We start from the raw sequence: 14,583 nt of genomic DNA, 5'->3' as shown, positions 1-14,583 counted from the left end.
CCGTCCGGCAGGCGAGTGGGAGCGGGGCTGCGGGACCGGCGCCGGCATTCCAGGGGCGCAGCCATGAAAACCCGTGACGACCATTGGCGACGTCCGAGCCCGACACCCCGGCAGCGACGCAACGATCTGATCATCGGCCTGACGGTCACGGCCGTGGCGGTGCTGAACGTCTTTCTGGCCCGCAGCGTCGGATTGTTCGCCAGCGATTCCGCCCCGGCCCCCGCCGAGCAGGTTCTCTGGGCACTGGCCGTCACCTTGTCGCTCTGCTGGCGACGCCGCTGGCCCACCGCGATGGCGGTCACGATCGCGGTGGCATTTCTCGGCGGGCAGATGCGGGGCGCCCAGGAGCAGCAGCTCGCGTCCGGAGCCATCATCGCCGCGGTCTACACGCTCGGCGCCTGGGGACCCGATCGTCGCAGGTCGAAGGGCGTGCGGCTCGCGATCATCGGCTCGATGTTCGGCTGGCTGTTCCTGGCGTGGTTCCTCTCGCACGACCTGATGCCCGCCGACGGCCCGCCCGGGGCCTCCGGCGAGCTACCGCCCCTGCTGGCGAGTCTCATCAACCCCGTGATCGTCAACGTGGCGCTCTTCGGGTTCGCCTACACCATGGGTAATTCGGCCTGGCAGTCCGCGCGTCGCCAGCACCGGCTGGAGGAGCAGACGACCGAGCTGATCGCCGCCCAGTCCCTGGCCAACGAGCGCGCCGTCATCGAGGAGCGGCTCCGCATAGCCCGCGAGCTGCACGACGTGGTGGCCCATCACGTCTCCGTCATGGGCATCCAAGCCTCCGCCTGCCGACGGGTCCTCGACAAGGACCCGGGCCGGGCCCGGATCGCGCTGGCAGCAGTCGAGAGCAGCGCCCGGACAGCAGTGGACGAGCTACGCCGCATGCTCGGCGCAATGCGCACCGCCACCAGCACCGGCACCGGCACCGGCACCGGCACCGGCACCGGCACCGGCAGCATCGACGTCGCCGGATCGGCTGCCGGCGTGGACCGGGTGGACGAGCTCGTCGATCGAGTCCGTGATGCGGGACTTTCCGCCCGATATGCGACTTTCGGCGACCCCGTGACTGTTCCCGACTCGGTGTCGCAGGCAGCGTTCCGGATCATCCAGGAGGCGGTGACCAACATCTTGAAGCATGCACGGGCGACCACGGTCGACGTCCGGGTCCGCTATCTGACCGGCGAGCTGGAGGTCGACGTGGCGGATGACGGTCACGGCCAGGTGGGAGCCGCCACCACCAGCGGGATGGGCCTGATCGGTATGCGGGAGCGCGTCGCCGTGCACGACGGCACGCTGGAGATCGGGCCCCGCACCGACGGCGGATTCCGGGTCAGGGCGCGACTGCCCCTCCCCCGGGCCGCGGCAACGGCGACCGCAACGGCGACCGCAACCGCGGAGGCGAAATGATCCGGGTCCTGCTCGCCGACGATCATCACCTGGTCCGCACCGGTTTCCGCGTGATCCTGGAGATCGAGGACGACATCGAGGTCGTGGGCGAGGCGTCCGACGGGCTCGAGGCCATCGACCTGTCCCGCCGGCTGAAACCCGATGTCATCCTGATGGACGTCGAGATGCCCGGCATGAGCGGCCTCGAAGCGACTCGGCAGCTGACCGCCGAGGACGGCCCGGCGGTGCTGATCCTGACGACGTTCGACCGGGATGACTACCTCTTCGCCGCGCTGCGTGCGGGCGCGAGCGGGTTCCTGCTCAAGAACGACTCGCCGGAGGCGCTCACCGAGGCTGTCCGCGTGTTGGCCGCCGGGGAGGGGCTGCTGGCGCCCTCGATCACGCGCCGGGTCATCGAGGCGTTCGCGACCATCAAGGCACGCGACCGGGAGGCGACCCGGCTCGACGAGCTGACCCCTCGCGAACACGAGGTGTTCGTCCTGCTGGCCGGTGGGGCGACCAACGCCGAGATCGCGGCGGAGCTCCGGCTCGGGGAGACAACCGTGAAGACACATGTCAGCCGGGTGCTGATGAAGATCGGGGCGCGGGACCGGACCCAGGCCGTCGTCCTCGCATACGAGCTGGGGGTTGTACGTCCTGGAGGATGACCGTGTCCTCCGCGAGGAGGACACGGGTTGTCCTTCGCGCGCCGGACGCGGTGAGAGCCGAGCGGCCCTAGCGTGAGGACATGACCAACGTGCTGAGTGTCGACGCCGTCAGCCGCAGCTTCGGGGATCGTCAGGTGCTCAAGGACGTCTCGTTCCAGGTGGGCGCCGGGCGGATGACCGGTTTTGTCGGTGCCAACGGGGCCGGCAAGACCACCACCATGCGCATCATGCTGGGCGTGCTCGGTGCGGATTCGGGTGAGGTGCGCTGGCAGGACCGGCCGCTGACCCCCGCTATTCGCCAGCGCTTCGGCTACATGCCCGAGGAGCGCGGCCTCTATCCGAAGATGACCGTCGCCGACCAGATCGTCTATCTCGGCCGGCTGCACGGCATGACCGCGACTGCCGCCCGCCGGAGCACCGACGCCCTGCTCGAGCGGCTCAGCCTCACCGATCGCGGCGGCGATCTGGTGGAAAAGCTGTCGCTCGGCAACCAGCAACGGGTGCAGATCGCCGCTGCCCTCGTGCACGATCCCGAGGTGCTGGTGCTCGACGAGCCCTTCTCGGGGCTCGACCCGCTCGCGGTCGACGTGGTGGTGAGCGTGCTCCGCGACCGGGCAGCGGCAGGGGCTCCGGTGCTCTTCTCCAGCCATCAGCTCGACGTTGTCGAACGTCTCTGCGACGACCTGGTGATCATCGCCGACGGCACCATCAGGGCCGCGGGCAGCCGGCAGCAGCTGCGTGCGGATCACGCGTCGCCCCGGTTCCGGATCGAGGTCGACACCGATGCCGGTTGGCTGCGTGACCAGCCCGGCGTCGCTCTGATCGACCTCGACGGCGCGAGTGCCGTATTCGACCTGGCGTCCGACGCCGACGACCAGGAGGTCCTGCGCGCGGCTCTGGCTCGCGGAGCAGTCCGTGCCTTCGGGCCCGTTTCACCCTCGCTCACCGAGATCTTCCGGGAGGTCAACCAGTGACCACGTTCGCCGCTGCCAGGCTGGTCGCCGCCCGCGAGGTGCGGATGAAGCTACGCGACAAAACCTTCATCTTCAGCACCGTGTTCTTCCTGTTCATCGCGATCGCCAGCACCGTCGTGCCCGCCCTGATCGACGGCGGCGCCACCAAGGTCGCCGTCACTGACCGGGCCGCCGCGAGCGCGTTGCAGAGCCAGGGCTTCGAAGTGACCGCGGTGCCCGACGACGCCGCCGCCGAGCGCCTCGTCCGGGACGGCACCGTCGAAGCGGCCGTGGTCGCGGGGCCCCGGGTCCTCGCCATGGACGAGACGCCCTCCGATGTGGTCGAAGCCCTCAGCGTCGCCCCGCCGGTGCAACTCCTCAACCCGAGCGCGGTCAACCCGTTCCTGAAATTCGTGGTGCCGTTCGCGCTCGCGTTCCTGTTCTTCATCACCTCGTTCACGTTCGGCATGCAGATCGCCCAGAGCGTCACCGAGGAGAAGCAGACCCGCATCGTCGAGATTCTTGTGTCGAGCATTCCCGTCCGGGCGCTGCTCGCCGGCAAGGTGGCCGCGATGACCCTGCTCGCCTTCGGACAGATCGCCCTGGTCACGCTCGTGTCCTTCGTCGGGATGCAGGTCGCTGATGTGGACACCGCCGTGATCAGCCAGGTAGGTCCCGCGATCGGCTGGTTCCTGCCGTTCTTCGTCCTCGGCTTCGTGATGCTGGCGACGCTGTGGGCGGGTGTCGGAGCGCTCGCCGCCCGGCAGGAGGACATCGCCGGCGCCTCCACCCCGCTCCAGATGGTGGTCATGCTGCCGTTCTTCGCGGTCCTCTTTCTCACGGACAACGAACCAGTGATGCGGATCCTGTCCTACGTGCCGTTCTCCGCACCCATCGCGATGCCGGTCCGGATCTTCAACGGAGAAACAGCTGTGTGGGAGCCGGTGGCGTCACTGCTCCTGCTCGCGATCTCCGCGGCGGTCTTCCTCGGCATCGGCGCTCGGATCTACGAAGGATCCCTGCTCCGCACCAACGGCCGCACGTCCTTCGCCACGGCCTGGCGCAGCCGCTCCACCGTTTAGAAACCAGGCCACGCGACGGAGCCGCCCAAAAATCACGCCACGCGACGGAACCACTGAAAATCACGCCACGCGACGGAACCGTTTTAAAAATCACGCCACCCACGCGACGCAATCGCTCAACAATCAGGCCACGCGGCGGACGATCGCCAGCAGCGACTTCTCGACGTCCTCGATGGGGCGTTCCGGCTGGAAGACCAGCCAGTCCACCGCCACCACCAGGCCGACGCCGAAGAGTGCGGACGATGCCACCCGTACGTCCAGGTCCGCGGGTAGATCCCCGGAGGTCACCCCGGCCTGGACGGTCTCGGCGATGACTTCGATGGCCTGCTCGCGGAGCAGGACGAGCGTCTGCTGCCACTCCCGGTTGGTCCGCCACATCTCCGACAGCAGCAACTGTGCGAAAGCCCGGTAACGCCGGATGTACTCGAGTTCAGCTCGCACCAGGGCATCCACCGCTTCCCGGGGCGGCAGGCCGGCCACCGCGGTCCGGAAGGCCTCTGTCAGCAGGCCGATCCCGTGCCGCAAGAGCTCCTCGAACAGCGCCGTCTTCGACGCGAAGTTGTAGTAGACGGTCCCCTTGGCGACCTTCGCCCGACTGGCGATGTCATCGACGGTGGTCGCGGAGAAACCCTGCTCGGCGATCAACTCGACAGCTGCCTCGTAGAGACGCTGCCGCGTATCGGTACGCCTGCGGGTTCTGCCGTCCACGGTTGTCAGATCACCAGCTCCGGATGCAGGTCGGACGGGGTCAGGCGGCGCTTGCGATGGGCCATCACGATGGTGAGCGCGAGTGCGCCGGCGCCGTACGCGAGAAGCGCAAGGAATCCGGTGACCACCGTACCGTCCGGGCCCCCGTCGATCGTGTGGCGCATCGCCTCCACCACGTACGTCATGGGCAGCAGCGGGTGGATCGCCTGGAAGAACCCGGGCGTGGTCTGCACCGGATACGTGCCGCCCGACGACGTGAGCTGCAGCATCAGGAGCGCGAGCGCAAGAATCCGGCCGGCGGGTCCGAGCGCCGCACCGAGCAGTTGCATGATCGCGGCGAACGCGGTCGCGGTGGCCATCAGTAGTGCGAGCGTTGTCACGGGGTGTGCAGGGCTCAAGCCGAGACCGAACACAACAACGACGAAGAGCAGGAGCGCCTGCGCCAGTCCGATCGCCACGGCGGGCAGCAGACCCGCGAGGGAGACCCGATAGGAGGGCGCTCCCGAAACGATGTAACGCCTGTTCAACGGGCGCAGCACCATGTAGGTGATCATCGCGCCGACCCAGAGGGCAAGGGCCAGGAAGTACGGCGCGAAGCCCACGCCATAGGTCGCGGCCGGGTGGCGTACGGTCCGGTCCAATTGCACGGGGTTGCTGAGCAGGTCCGCGCGGTTCGACGGATCGTCACCGAACGACGGGATCTGGTCGGCGCCGTCGGTGAGCCCGGAGGCGAGCTGGGACGCGCCGTTCTGCAGGTCACCGAGGCCGTCCGCGAGCTGCTCGCCGCCGCTCTTCAACGTGACCAGACCGCTGTCGAGCTGACGGGCACCGGACCTGAGCTGGAAGATCCCGCCGCGCAGATCCTCGGCACCCGACTCGGCGGCGCTCGCCCCGGTGCTGACCTTCTTCGCGCCGGTGGCAAGCTGGCTGAGACCTGAGGCGAACCGGTCCACGGTCGAGCGGGCGGTCGCGACGTCATCCGCGAGGTGTGGTGCTTCGGCGGCTACCTTGCGCGCATCAGCGGCGACGGTCCTGAGGCGCTTGCTCAGGGCGTTCAGGTCGGAGTCCCGGATGGTCGACTGCACCCGCTTGGCATCCTTGACCAGCTGATTCGCGTACGCCCTGGCCTGCTCGACACCCGCGGTGTCATCCGGCAACCCGTTGAGGTATCTCTGCAGCCGCGTCGCATTCGTAACAGCGTCGTCCGCAGCATCGTCGAGCCGGTTGACGTTACGGGCGAGCAGGTCGGCGCCGTCGGCGACCCGGTTGGCCGCGTCCTCGATGACCTGGGCGTTCTCGCGCAGCAACGGGCCGGCCTTGTCCGCCACGCCGTCCACGACGTCGGAGAGCTGACGTCCGACGGCCGCGGCCTCCTGCGTACCCGTAGCAACCTGTGCCGCTCCCGCCTGCAGTGTCGCGAGTCCGTCGGCGAGGTCGTCCGCGCCCTTCGCGGCCGAGCCGAGACCGGTCGAGAGCCGGCCGGCGCCGTTCTCCGCATCGGAGATGCCACCGTTCAGCCGGTCAGCGCCCTTCTCGGCATCCGTCAGGCCATTGTCGAGCTTGTGCGCGCCGTCGGCGGCTTTCTGCGTCTGCGACTTGAGGTCGGTGAACCCGATCAGCATCTTGTCGAAGTAACCGGACTGCGCGGATTGCGCCGCTGCGGCCCGGACCTCGGCGAACGCGGTGCGCGAGAAAACGCCGGCGAGATAGTTGGTGGCGTCATCGTTGACGACGATGAGCTGCGCGGCCTTCGGGGTGGCGTCCTGGTCGGGGCCGGTCGTGAGGTTCGTGGAGAAGTTGCTCGGAATGCGCAGGGACAGCTGGTAACGGCCGTCGGCCAGGCCCGCCTCGGCGCCTTTCTCATCGGTCACATGCCAGTCGAAAACCTCGCGGTCGATCAGTTCCTTGGCAAGGTCCTGACCGGCCTGCACCTTTGTCCCGTCGGTTGCCGTGGCGCTGGTGTCCTCGACAACGAGCGCGGCCGGGATGTGGTTGAGCCGGCCATACGGATCCCAGAACGCATAGAGGTAAAGCGCCCCGTAGAGCAGCGGAATCACACAGATGACAACCAGGGCGGCGACCGGCAGCCGCCCCCGCAGGAAGCGGCGCAGCTCGAACCCTGCCAGCCGCATACTCGACAATCCGGTCATTTCGTGTTGCCCCCCTCGGAAGCACCCGGCTCGGAAACACCGGACCCGGAAGCACCGAGCCGCACCACGGTGGTAACTCGCGATTCGTCAATTTCCCGGGCGGTCAGCAACACCGCGATGCCATCCGACGCCACTTCACCGATCAGGCCCCAGAGCTGCTCGCGTTCGGCGGCGTCGAGGCCCTCATCGGTGGCGTCGAGCGCGATGAGCTGCGGTTGCGCGATCTGAGCCAGGACCAGGCCGAGAACCTGACGTTGGAACGGGCTCAAGGCAAAACCACGCGTTCCAGGATCGAGGCCTTTCAGATCAACCGGGGTCGCCGTCGAGCGCCCGACGAGCAAGGCCTTTTCCCGCACGTGTTCCGCGACGGTCAGCACAGATTCAGGCTCGGAAACGTCGGGCACATATCCGAGCGCCGCCGTACCCGTCAGGTCGACCTGGCCCGCGGAAAGCTTGAAGCGGCGCGCGAGCGCCAGCAGAACGGTGGTGCGCCCACTGCCGGGCGGCCCCACGATCGCGACGACATCGCCCGGGGAGGCCGAGACGTCCAGGTCGCGGAAGAGCCATCGGCGGTGGTGGCGGACGCCCGCCCCGCTCGCGTGGAGAACCGGCATGATGGACACCTTCGTTGAACTGACTGGTCAGTGCAAAAACATACTCCCGAAGGTCATCGATAGAACGCGCACGTGTCGCACCTCACCTGTAGACCGACCCCGTGCGAACCGGGCAGGATCGAGGCATGGTGACGCGATGGGGCATGACCGTTCCACTGGGCGGGGTTTCACTGGCCGGGCACGACTCGGTCTTCGCGACGTTGACCGAGGCCGGGTTCACCGACTTCTGGTCCAGTGAGGTCAATGGTGCCGACGCGTTCACGCCACTGACCCTCGCATCGGTCTGGCAACCACAGGCCCGCCTCGGCACCGCGATCGCGCCCGTCTTCACTCGCGGTCCCGGCCTGCTGGCGATGACCGCGGCAGCCCTGGCCGACGCCGCCCCCGGCCGGTTCCAGCTCGGCATCGGGGCATCCTCACCGGTCGTCGTCGGCGACTGGAATGCCGTCGACTTCACGCAGCCGTTCGCGCGCAGCCGCGATGTCCTGCGCTTTCTCCGAGCAGCCTTGGCCGGCGACATGGTCGACGAGACCTACGAGACATTCCAGATCCGCCGCTTCCGCCTGGAGCGCCCACCCGCGACGCCGCCCCAGCTCCTGCTCGCCGCTCTGCGCCCGGGAATGCTGCACCTCGCCGCCGCCGAGGCCGACGGCGTCATCCTCAACTGGCTGGCGGCAACCGACGTTCCCCAGGCCCTCGCCGAGGTGAAGACCGACAAACCCGATTTCGACGTGGTGGCCCGCATCTTCGTCTGCCCCACCGAGGACCACGAGTACGCCCGAACCGTCGGCCGGCGCATGATCGCCGCTTACCTGACAGTGCCGGCGTACCTGGAATTCCATCGCTGGCTGGGCCGCGAGCCGTCGCTCGGTCCGATGTGGAAGGCCTGGGCCGCGGGCGATCGCCGGGCCGCCCTGGCCGCCATCCCCGACGAGGTGGTCGACGAGCTGATCGTCCACGGCTCCCCGGCCGAGTGCCGGGCCCAGGTGAACCGCTACGCCGAGGCCGGCGTGACCGTCCCGGTCATGGCCCTGATCCCGACCCCCGAGCTGGAGAAAGACGCCCTCGGGGTGCTGACCGCCCTGGGCCGGAACTGAAAGAAGGCGCGCCCCGCAAGCGGAGCGCGCCTTCCCGGCAAGCCTGGTTGATCACTCGCTGTCGGCGAGGATCGCGTAGAGCTTGCGCTTGGTTTCGTTGAGGACCTCGAGGGCCTTCTGCCGCTGCTCCGGGGTGCCGTTGAAGCCGACCTGGCGCAGTGCACTCATGATGCCGACCGCGGCATCGCGGAAGTCCGCGACCTGCGACATGGTGTCGTCGCTGAACTGTGCCCACGGCGGGTTCTCCGCCGCGGTCTGGGCTTCCGGGCGCCCGTCCTCGGTGAGGGTGAAGCGCTTCCGGCCGCCGGTGGCCTCCGCCACGATCAGGCCCTCGTCCTCCAGGAGCTGGAGGGTCGGGTAGACCGAGCCCGGGCTGGGGCGCCAGATGCCGCCCGTGCGGCTCTCGAGCTCCTGGATCATCTCGTAGCCGTGCATCGGCCGCTCGAGCAGGAGCGCGAGCAGAGCCGGGCGGACGTTGGGCCGGCTGCCGCGGCCGCCGCGGCGTGGACCTCGAGGGCCGCCGCCATGACCTTCAGGTCCCCAGCCGCCGAAACCGCCGGGGCCGCCGAAGCCGCCCTGACCCGGACCGCCGAAGGGGAATCCGGGCGGGAACCCGAATCCGCGCATCCGACCCTCGTGCAGGTGACGCATGTGTTCGTGCCTCATGATTTTCTCCGATCAGTTGTCGATAGTTAGACGATATATCGGCAACGTGTCGGTGACAAGGGAGCACACGCAGGTTTTTCGATAGGGAGGGGCGGGTGAGGTGTCAGACGCCGTGAATCTGGCAATGTGTTACCCGTGCTGACTGTGCCCATCCGCCAACTCGGCGAGTCCGAGCGGGCCACGGTCGAGCGGATTCTCGACCAGGACCCTTACGCCGGCGCTCAGATCGCCGAGCGGGTAGCGGCCCACGGGCTCAACTGGTGGCGTTCCGACGGCCGCATCTACGGCTACGGCCCCGCGCGCCGCATCGAGTCGGTGTGCTGGTCAGGAGCGCATCTCGTCCCCGTGTGCACGACTCCCCCCGCAATCGCGGCGTTCGCGGAGCTGCTCGGCGCCGACCCCCGCATCTGCTCCTCGATCATCGGCCGCTCCGAAGCGGTCCTGGACCTGTGGGACAGGCTCGGCGGCCACTGGGGCCCGGCCCGCGACGTCCGCCCGCACCAGCCCCTGCTCGTCGCCGACCGGGAAGCACCCATCACCCCCGACCCCGACGTGCGCCTGGTCCGCTCCAACGAGGTCGACCAACTCTTCCCCGCCGCCGTAGCGATGTACACCGAAGAGGTAGGCGTCTCCCCCCTGCTCGACGACGGAGGCCGCGGCTACAAACGCCGCATCGCCGAACTGGTCCGAGGCAAACGCGCCTACGCCCGCTTCATCGGCGACCGCGTAATCTTCAAAGCCGAGCTGGCCATAGTCACCCGCCGCACCACCCAGGTCCAGGGCGTCTGGGTCGACCCCGAGTTCCGCGGCCAAGGCCTCGCCGCCTCAGCAATGGCCGCAGTAGTCCGCGACGCCCTCCAACGGGTCGCCCCCACCGTGAGCCTGTACGTCAACGACTACAACACCCCCGCCCGCCGCGTCTACGCCCGCTGCGGCTTCATCCAGCAGGGCAGCTTCGCGACCGTCCTGTTCTAAAACCGCTATAAGTACGCGCACCCCCTCCAACAACCGCAACCCCCAAGTCCCGAACCTCCCCCGCCAGGACCTGCCGGGTCAGGCCGGATGAACGCGACAACCGGCAACGGTGCACGCCCCCGCCTCACTCTCAGACGCCAGGTCCAACTACACGGTGTACATGGCCCGAGCCAGCGTCACTCTCCGCGGCCAGAACCTCTGCACGGTGCGAGACGCGCCCAGCGTCACTCTCTGGTACCCGGGCAGCCGCGCGGTGCAAGACCCGCCCGGCATCACTCTTTGACACAAGGGCAGCCGCGCGGTGCAAGACCCGCCCGGCGTCACTCACTGACGCCAGGGCCACCGCCAGGAGTTCCATCGCGGTCCTGGACCACCCGCCCCACCCGTGGAGCACCGAGCGCCACCCCGCTCTTGATCGTGCCCCTGGGACGTCGGACGCGTCATGTTCGCGATGGTCTCGTACCCGGCGATCAGCAGCACAGTCCCGATCAGCTCGTTCTTCCCGCCTGCCCGGTCCCACCCCAGGACCGCATCCTGTTCACCACTCAGCTGTCGCCCGCAGACCGCCCTGACCTCGCAGGAACGCAAAGGGCGCAGCCCCCACCGGGGATGCGCCCTAGAGCCGTTGCCGAATGGATCAGTGCACGGTGACCTGGGCGCCGGGAAGAAGGTCACGCAGCTCGTCGGGGAGCTCCGCGCCCATCTGGTCGGCCAAGCGCAGGGCCTCCTCGACCAGGGTCTCCACGATGATCGATTCGGGGACGGTCTTGATGACCTGGCCCTTCACGAAGATCTGGCCCTTGCCGTTGCCGGATGCCACGCCGAGGTCGGCCTCGCGGGCCTCGCCGGGTCCGTTGACGACGCAGCCCATGACCGCGACGCGCAGCGGGACCGGGAAGCCTTCGAGCGCGGCGGTGACCTGCTCGGCGAGGGTGTAGACGTCGACCTGGGCGCGGCCGCAGGAGGGGCAGGAGACGATCTCGAGGCCACGCTCGCGCAGGCCGAGGGACTCGAGGATGCCCTGGCCGACCTTGATCTCCTCGACCGGCGGGGCGGAGAGGGAGACGCGGATCGTGTCGCCGATGCCCTCGGCCAGCAGGGCACCGAACGCCACCGCGCTCTTGATCGTGCCCTGGAACGCCGGGCCGGCCTCGGTCACGCCGAGGTGCAGCGGGTAGTCGCACTGCTGGGCGAGCAGCCGGTAGGCGCGGATCATCACGACCGGGTCGTTGTGCTTGACCGAGATCTTGATGTCGCGGAAACCGTGCTCCTCGAAGAGCGAGCATTCCCACAGGGCCGACTCGACGAGCGCCTCGGCGGTCGCCTTGCCGTACTTCTCGAGCAGGCGCTTGTCGAGCGAGCCCGCGTTGACCCCGATCCGGATCGGGGTGCCGGTCGCGGAGGCCGCCTTGGCGATCTCCTTGACCTTGTCGTCGAACTGGCGGATGTTGCCCGGGTTGACCCGGACCGCCGCGCAGCCGGCGTCGATCGCGGCGAAGACGTACTTCGGCTGGAAGTGGATGTCAGCGATCACGGGGATCTGCGACTTCTTGGCGATCGCGGGCAGCGCCTCGACGTCGTCCTGGGACGGCACCGCGACCCGGACGATCTGGCAGCCCGAGGCGGTGAGCTCGGCGATCTGCTGGAGCGTGGCGTTGACGTCGCTGGTCAGCGTGGTGGTCATCGACTGCACGCTGACCGGCGCGCCGCCTCCGACGAGCACGCCACCGACGTTGATCTGACGGCTGAGACGGCGCTGTGCCAGCGGCGGCGGGGGCACAGCGGGCATACCGAGACTGATTGCGGTCATTTCACACTCACCTGGAGAAGATCGAGATCGGGTTGACGACGTCGGCGGTGATCGTCAGCAGCGTGAACGCGCCACCGATCAGGATGACCGCATATGTCAACGGCATGAGCTTGTAGTAGTCGACGCGGCCGGGGTCCGGCTTCTTCAGACGAGCGTAGAGCCACGATCGGAATCTCTCGAACCAGGCGATCGCGATGTGACCACCGTCCACCGGCAGCAACGGCAGCAGGTTGAAGAGCCCGATGAAGACGTTCAATGAGATGAACACCCCCAGGAACACCTCGGGCACACCACGCTCGATGGCCTCGCCGCCCAGCCTGCTGGCGCCGACCACACTGATCGGGGTGTCGGGGTCACGTTCGTCACCGGTGATGGAGTGCCAGAGCGCGGGGATCTTCTCCGGGATGCGCCCCAGCGCCGCGAACGACGCCTTCACGAGCGTCCAGCCGTATTCGAAGCTCTTCGGCACGGCTTCGCCCGCGTTATAGGTCACCAGGCCGGGAACCGTGATGTCCGGGCCGATACCGGCCACTGCGACCTCGGTCACCTTGCCGTCCGGGTCGTCGATCGGGGCGCGCTGGCCCAGGATCAGGTCGACCGAGGTGGTGGCCGCGGTGCCGTCGCGGGTGTAGCCCACCGGCACGGAGCCCTTGGGCAGCGACCGGATCACATCGGTGAGCTGGCCGTAATTCTGGATCGCGGTGGTGCCGACGCTGGTGATCACGTCGCCGCGCTGCAGTCCCGCCACTGCGGCGGGTGCCTTCGGGTCGGATGCCGCGCAACCGGCTTCGGAGATCACGATCTGCGCGCACTCGCCGATGGTGATCCGGGCGGGCTGCGCACGCTGCTCGGCCGCGGTGTCCGGGTAGGCAGGGTTGGGCAGACCGACGAAGATCGCCATGAACCACGTGGCGACGATCGCCAGGATGAAGTGGGTGATGGAGCCCGCTGACATGACGACCGTCCGCTGCCAGAGCGGGAATCGCCACATAGCGCGCGGCTGGTCCTCGGGCAGGATGTCGTCATCCTGCGGTGTCATGCCGACGATCTTGCAGAAACCGCCGAGCGGGATGGCCTTCAGGCCGTATTCGGTCTCGCCCCGGTGGAACGAGAAAATCGTCGGACCGAAGCCGACGAAATACTGCGTCACCTTCATACCGAACCGCTTGGCGGTGATCATGTGGCCCAGCTCGTGCAGGCTCACCGAGATCAGGATCGCGAGCGCGAACGCCGCCGTCCCCAACCAGTACAGCATCAGGCTCCTTCAGCCGCAGTCGCGATCATTCGCTGTGCCTGGGCCCGAGCCCACGCCTCCGCGGCGAGCACCTCGTCGACGGTACCCGGTGGGCCGAAATCGGGGGCCGCCGCGAGCACCGCCGAGATGGTGTCGACGATGCTCAGAAAAGGTAGCCGACCGGACACGAACGCGGCCACACACTCCTCGTTGGCGGCGTTGTAGATCGCGGGCCGGCAGTTGCCCTCGCGCCCGGCAGCCTTGGCCAGCTCGACGGCGGGGAACGCCTCGTTGTCGAGCGGGCGCAGCTCCCAGTTGTGCGCGAGCGTCCAGTCGACCCCGGCGGCCGCTCCGGGCACCCGATCGGGCCACGCCAGCGCCAGTGCGATGGGAAGGCGCATGTCGGGCGGGCTCGCCTGCGCGAGGGTCGAGCCGTCGGTGAACTCGACCAGCGAGTGCAGCACCGACTGCGGGTGCACCATGACCTCGATGTCGTCGTAGGCCACGTCGAACAACTCGTGCGCCTCGATCACCTCGAGCCCCTTGTTGACCATGGTGGCCGAGTTGATGGTGACGACCGGGCCCATGTCCCAGGTCGGGTGTTTGAGCGCCTCGTCGGGTGTGACGTTCGTCAGCTCGCTGCGCCGCCGGTCGCGGAACGCCCCGCCGCTGGCGGTCAGCACCAACCGGCGCACCTCCCGCTCGCTGCCGCCCCGCAGGCACTGGGCCAGCGCGGAGTGCTCCGAGTCGACGGGGACGATCTGCCCCGGCCGGGTCACTGCGGCCTTGACGAGCGAGCCGCCGGCGACGAGGGACTCCTTGTTGGCCAGCGCCAGGGTGTGCCCGGCGCGCAGCGCGGCGAGTGTCGGAGCAAGCCCGAGGCTCCCCACCACCCCGTTGAGCACGACGTCACAGGGCCACTGGGCGAGCTCGGTCATCGCCTCCGGCCCCGCCACGATCTTGGGCAGCTTGAAGTCACCGGTGGCCCAGCCCCGCTTCTGCGCCTGCGCGTAGAAGGCGAGCTGGAGATCCTGCACCACGCTCGACCGGGCCACGCCGACGACGTCGACCGCCAGCTCCAGCGCTTGCGCCGCGAGCAACTCGACATTGCCCCCGCCGGCGCCGAGCCCGACGACCCGGAACTGATCCGGGTTACGCCGCACTATGTCGATGGCCTGGGTGCCGATTGACCCGGTGGAACCGAGCAGGACGAGCTCTCGCATGACTGACATCT

13 protein-coding genes are annotated in these 14,583 nt (G+C 68.6%); 6 read left to right on the top strand and 7 right to left on the bottom strand.

The window, feature by feature from the left end; all coding sequences use genetic code 11:
* The first annotated feature begins 63 nt into the window (after positions 1 to 63).
* From Aco04nite_RS34770 to Aco04nite_RS34755, 4 genes are all read left to right on the top strand, one after another.
* On the top strand, positions 64 to 1,413 hold the full coding sequence (locus Aco04nite_RS34770) for a sensor histidine kinase (RefSeq protein WP_213001481.1): 1,350 nt from the start codon (positions 64 to 66) through the stop codon (positions 1,411 to 1,413).
* Positions 1,410 to 2,060 (top strand): response regulator, encoded by a 651-nt coding sequence (locus Aco04nite_RS34765; protein ID WP_213001480.1) that lies wholly within the window; start codon positions 1,410 to 1,412, stop codon positions 2,058 to 2,060. The genes Aco04nite_RS34770 and Aco04nite_RS34765 overlap by 4 nt, the downstream gene beginning before the upstream one ends.
* A gap of 80 nt (positions 2,061 to 2,140) precedes the next feature.
* Positions 2,141 to 3,034 (top strand): ABC transporter ATP-binding protein, encoded by an 894-nt coding sequence (locus tag Aco04nite_RS34760; RefSeq protein WP_213001479.1) that lies wholly within the window; start codon positions 2,141 to 2,143, stop codon positions 3,032 to 3,034.
* Positions 3,031 to 4,095 carry an ABC transporter permease gene (locus tag Aco04nite_RS34755; protein ID WP_213001478.1) on the top strand — a complete coding sequence of 355 codons (1,065 nt, stop codon included), beginning with the start codon at positions 3,031 to 3,033 and terminating at the stop codon, positions 4,093 to 4,095. Before Aco04nite_RS34760 ends, Aco04nite_RS34755 begins: the two co-directional genes overlap by 4 nt.
* A 123-nt stretch (positions 4,096 to 4,218) precedes the next feature.
* Here Aco04nite_RS34755 and Aco04nite_RS34750 read toward each other — a convergent pair whose 3' ends face one another.
* Genes Aco04nite_RS34750 through Aco04nite_RS34740 form a run of 3 tightly spaced genes read right to left on the bottom strand, consistent with a single transcriptional unit; the run spans position 4,219 to position 7,567 of the window.
* On the bottom strand, positions 4,219 to 4,803 hold the full coding sequence (locus Aco04nite_RS34750; RefSeq protein ID WP_213001477.1) for a TetR/AcrR family transcriptional regulator: 585 nt from the start codon (positions 4,801 to 4,803) through the stop codon (positions 4,219 to 4,221).
* 5 nt (positions 4,804 to 4,808) lie between these two features.
* Positions 4,809 to 6,953: a YhgE/Pip domain-containing protein gene (locus Aco04nite_RS34745; RefSeq protein WP_213001476.1), complete on the bottom strand. Its 2,145-nt coding sequence runs from the start codon at positions 6,951 to 6,953 to the stop codon at positions 4,809 to 4,811.
* Positions 6,950 to 7,567, bottom strand: a complete 618-nt coding sequence (locus Aco04nite_RS34740) for an ABC transporter ATP-binding protein (protein WP_213001475.1) — start codon at positions 7,565 to 7,567, stop codon at positions 6,950 to 6,952. The genes Aco04nite_RS34745 and Aco04nite_RS34740 overlap by 4 nt, the downstream gene beginning before the upstream one ends.
* 143 nt (positions 7,568 to 7,710) lie before the next feature.
* On the opposite strand from Aco04nite_RS34740, the gene Aco04nite_RS34735 reads away from it, so the two are divergent.
* Positions 7,711 to 8,664 (top strand): LLM class F420-dependent oxidoreductase, encoded by a 954-nt coding sequence (locus Aco04nite_RS34735; RefSeq protein WP_213001518.1) that lies wholly within the window; start codon positions 7,711 to 7,713, stop codon positions 8,662 to 8,664.
* Between the two features lie 51 nt (positions 8,665 to 8,715).
* Here Aco04nite_RS34735 and Aco04nite_RS34730 read toward each other — a convergent pair whose 3' ends face one another.
* Entirely contained in the window at positions 8,716 to 9,330 is a 615-nt protein-coding gene (locus Aco04nite_RS34730; protein ID WP_213001474.1) for a PadR family transcriptional regulator, read from the bottom strand.
* Between the two features lie 135 nt (positions 9,331 to 9,465).
* Between Aco04nite_RS34730 and Aco04nite_RS34725 the strand changes: the two genes are divergently transcribed.
* Positions 9,466 to 10,305, top strand: a complete 840-nt coding sequence (locus Aco04nite_RS34725; protein ID WP_213001473.1) for a GNAT family N-acetyltransferase — start codon at positions 9,466 to 9,468, stop codon at positions 10,303 to 10,305.
* A gap of 637 nt (positions 10,306 to 10,942) precedes the next feature.
* On the opposite strand, the gene ispG is transcribed toward Aco04nite_RS34725, so the two are convergent.
* From ispG to dxr, 3 genes are read right to left on the bottom strand one after another with little or no spacing between them, the layout of a single operon-like run.
* Positions 10,943 to 12,115: a flavodoxin-dependent (E)-4-hydroxy-3-methylbut-2-enyl-diphosphate synthase gene (gene ispG, locus Aco04nite_RS34720; RefSeq protein WP_203838641.1), complete on the bottom strand. Its 1,173-nt coding sequence runs from the start codon at positions 12,113 to 12,115 to the stop codon at positions 10,943 to 10,945.
* A 7-nt stretch (positions 12,116 to 12,122) separates the two neighbouring features.
* The gene (locus tag Aco04nite_RS34715) at positions 12,123 to 13,370 is read right to left on the bottom strand and encodes a M50 family metallopeptidase (protein WP_213001472.1); all 1,248 of its coding nucleotides are present in this window, start codon (positions 13,368 to 13,370) and stop codon (positions 12,123 to 12,125) included.
* Positions 13,370 to 14,581, bottom strand: a complete 1,212-nt coding sequence (gene dxr, locus Aco04nite_RS34710) for a 1-deoxy-D-xylulose-5-phosphate reductoisomerase (RefSeq protein ID WP_213001517.1) — start codon at positions 14,579 to 14,581, stop codon at positions 13,370 to 13,372. The genes Aco04nite_RS34715 and dxr overlap by 1 nt, the downstream gene beginning before the upstream one ends.
* Positions 14,582 to 14,583: the final 2 nt, after the last annotated feature.

The organism is Winogradskya consettensis, assembly GCF_018332715.1.
In the GTDB taxonomy this organism is placed as follows: Bacteria; Actinomycetota; Actinomycetes; order Mycobacteriales; family Micromonosporaceae; genus Actinoplanes; species Actinoplanes consettensis.
Note: the sequence above shows the minus strand (reverse complement) of the source record. Positions and strands in the feature narration are given on the sequence as shown.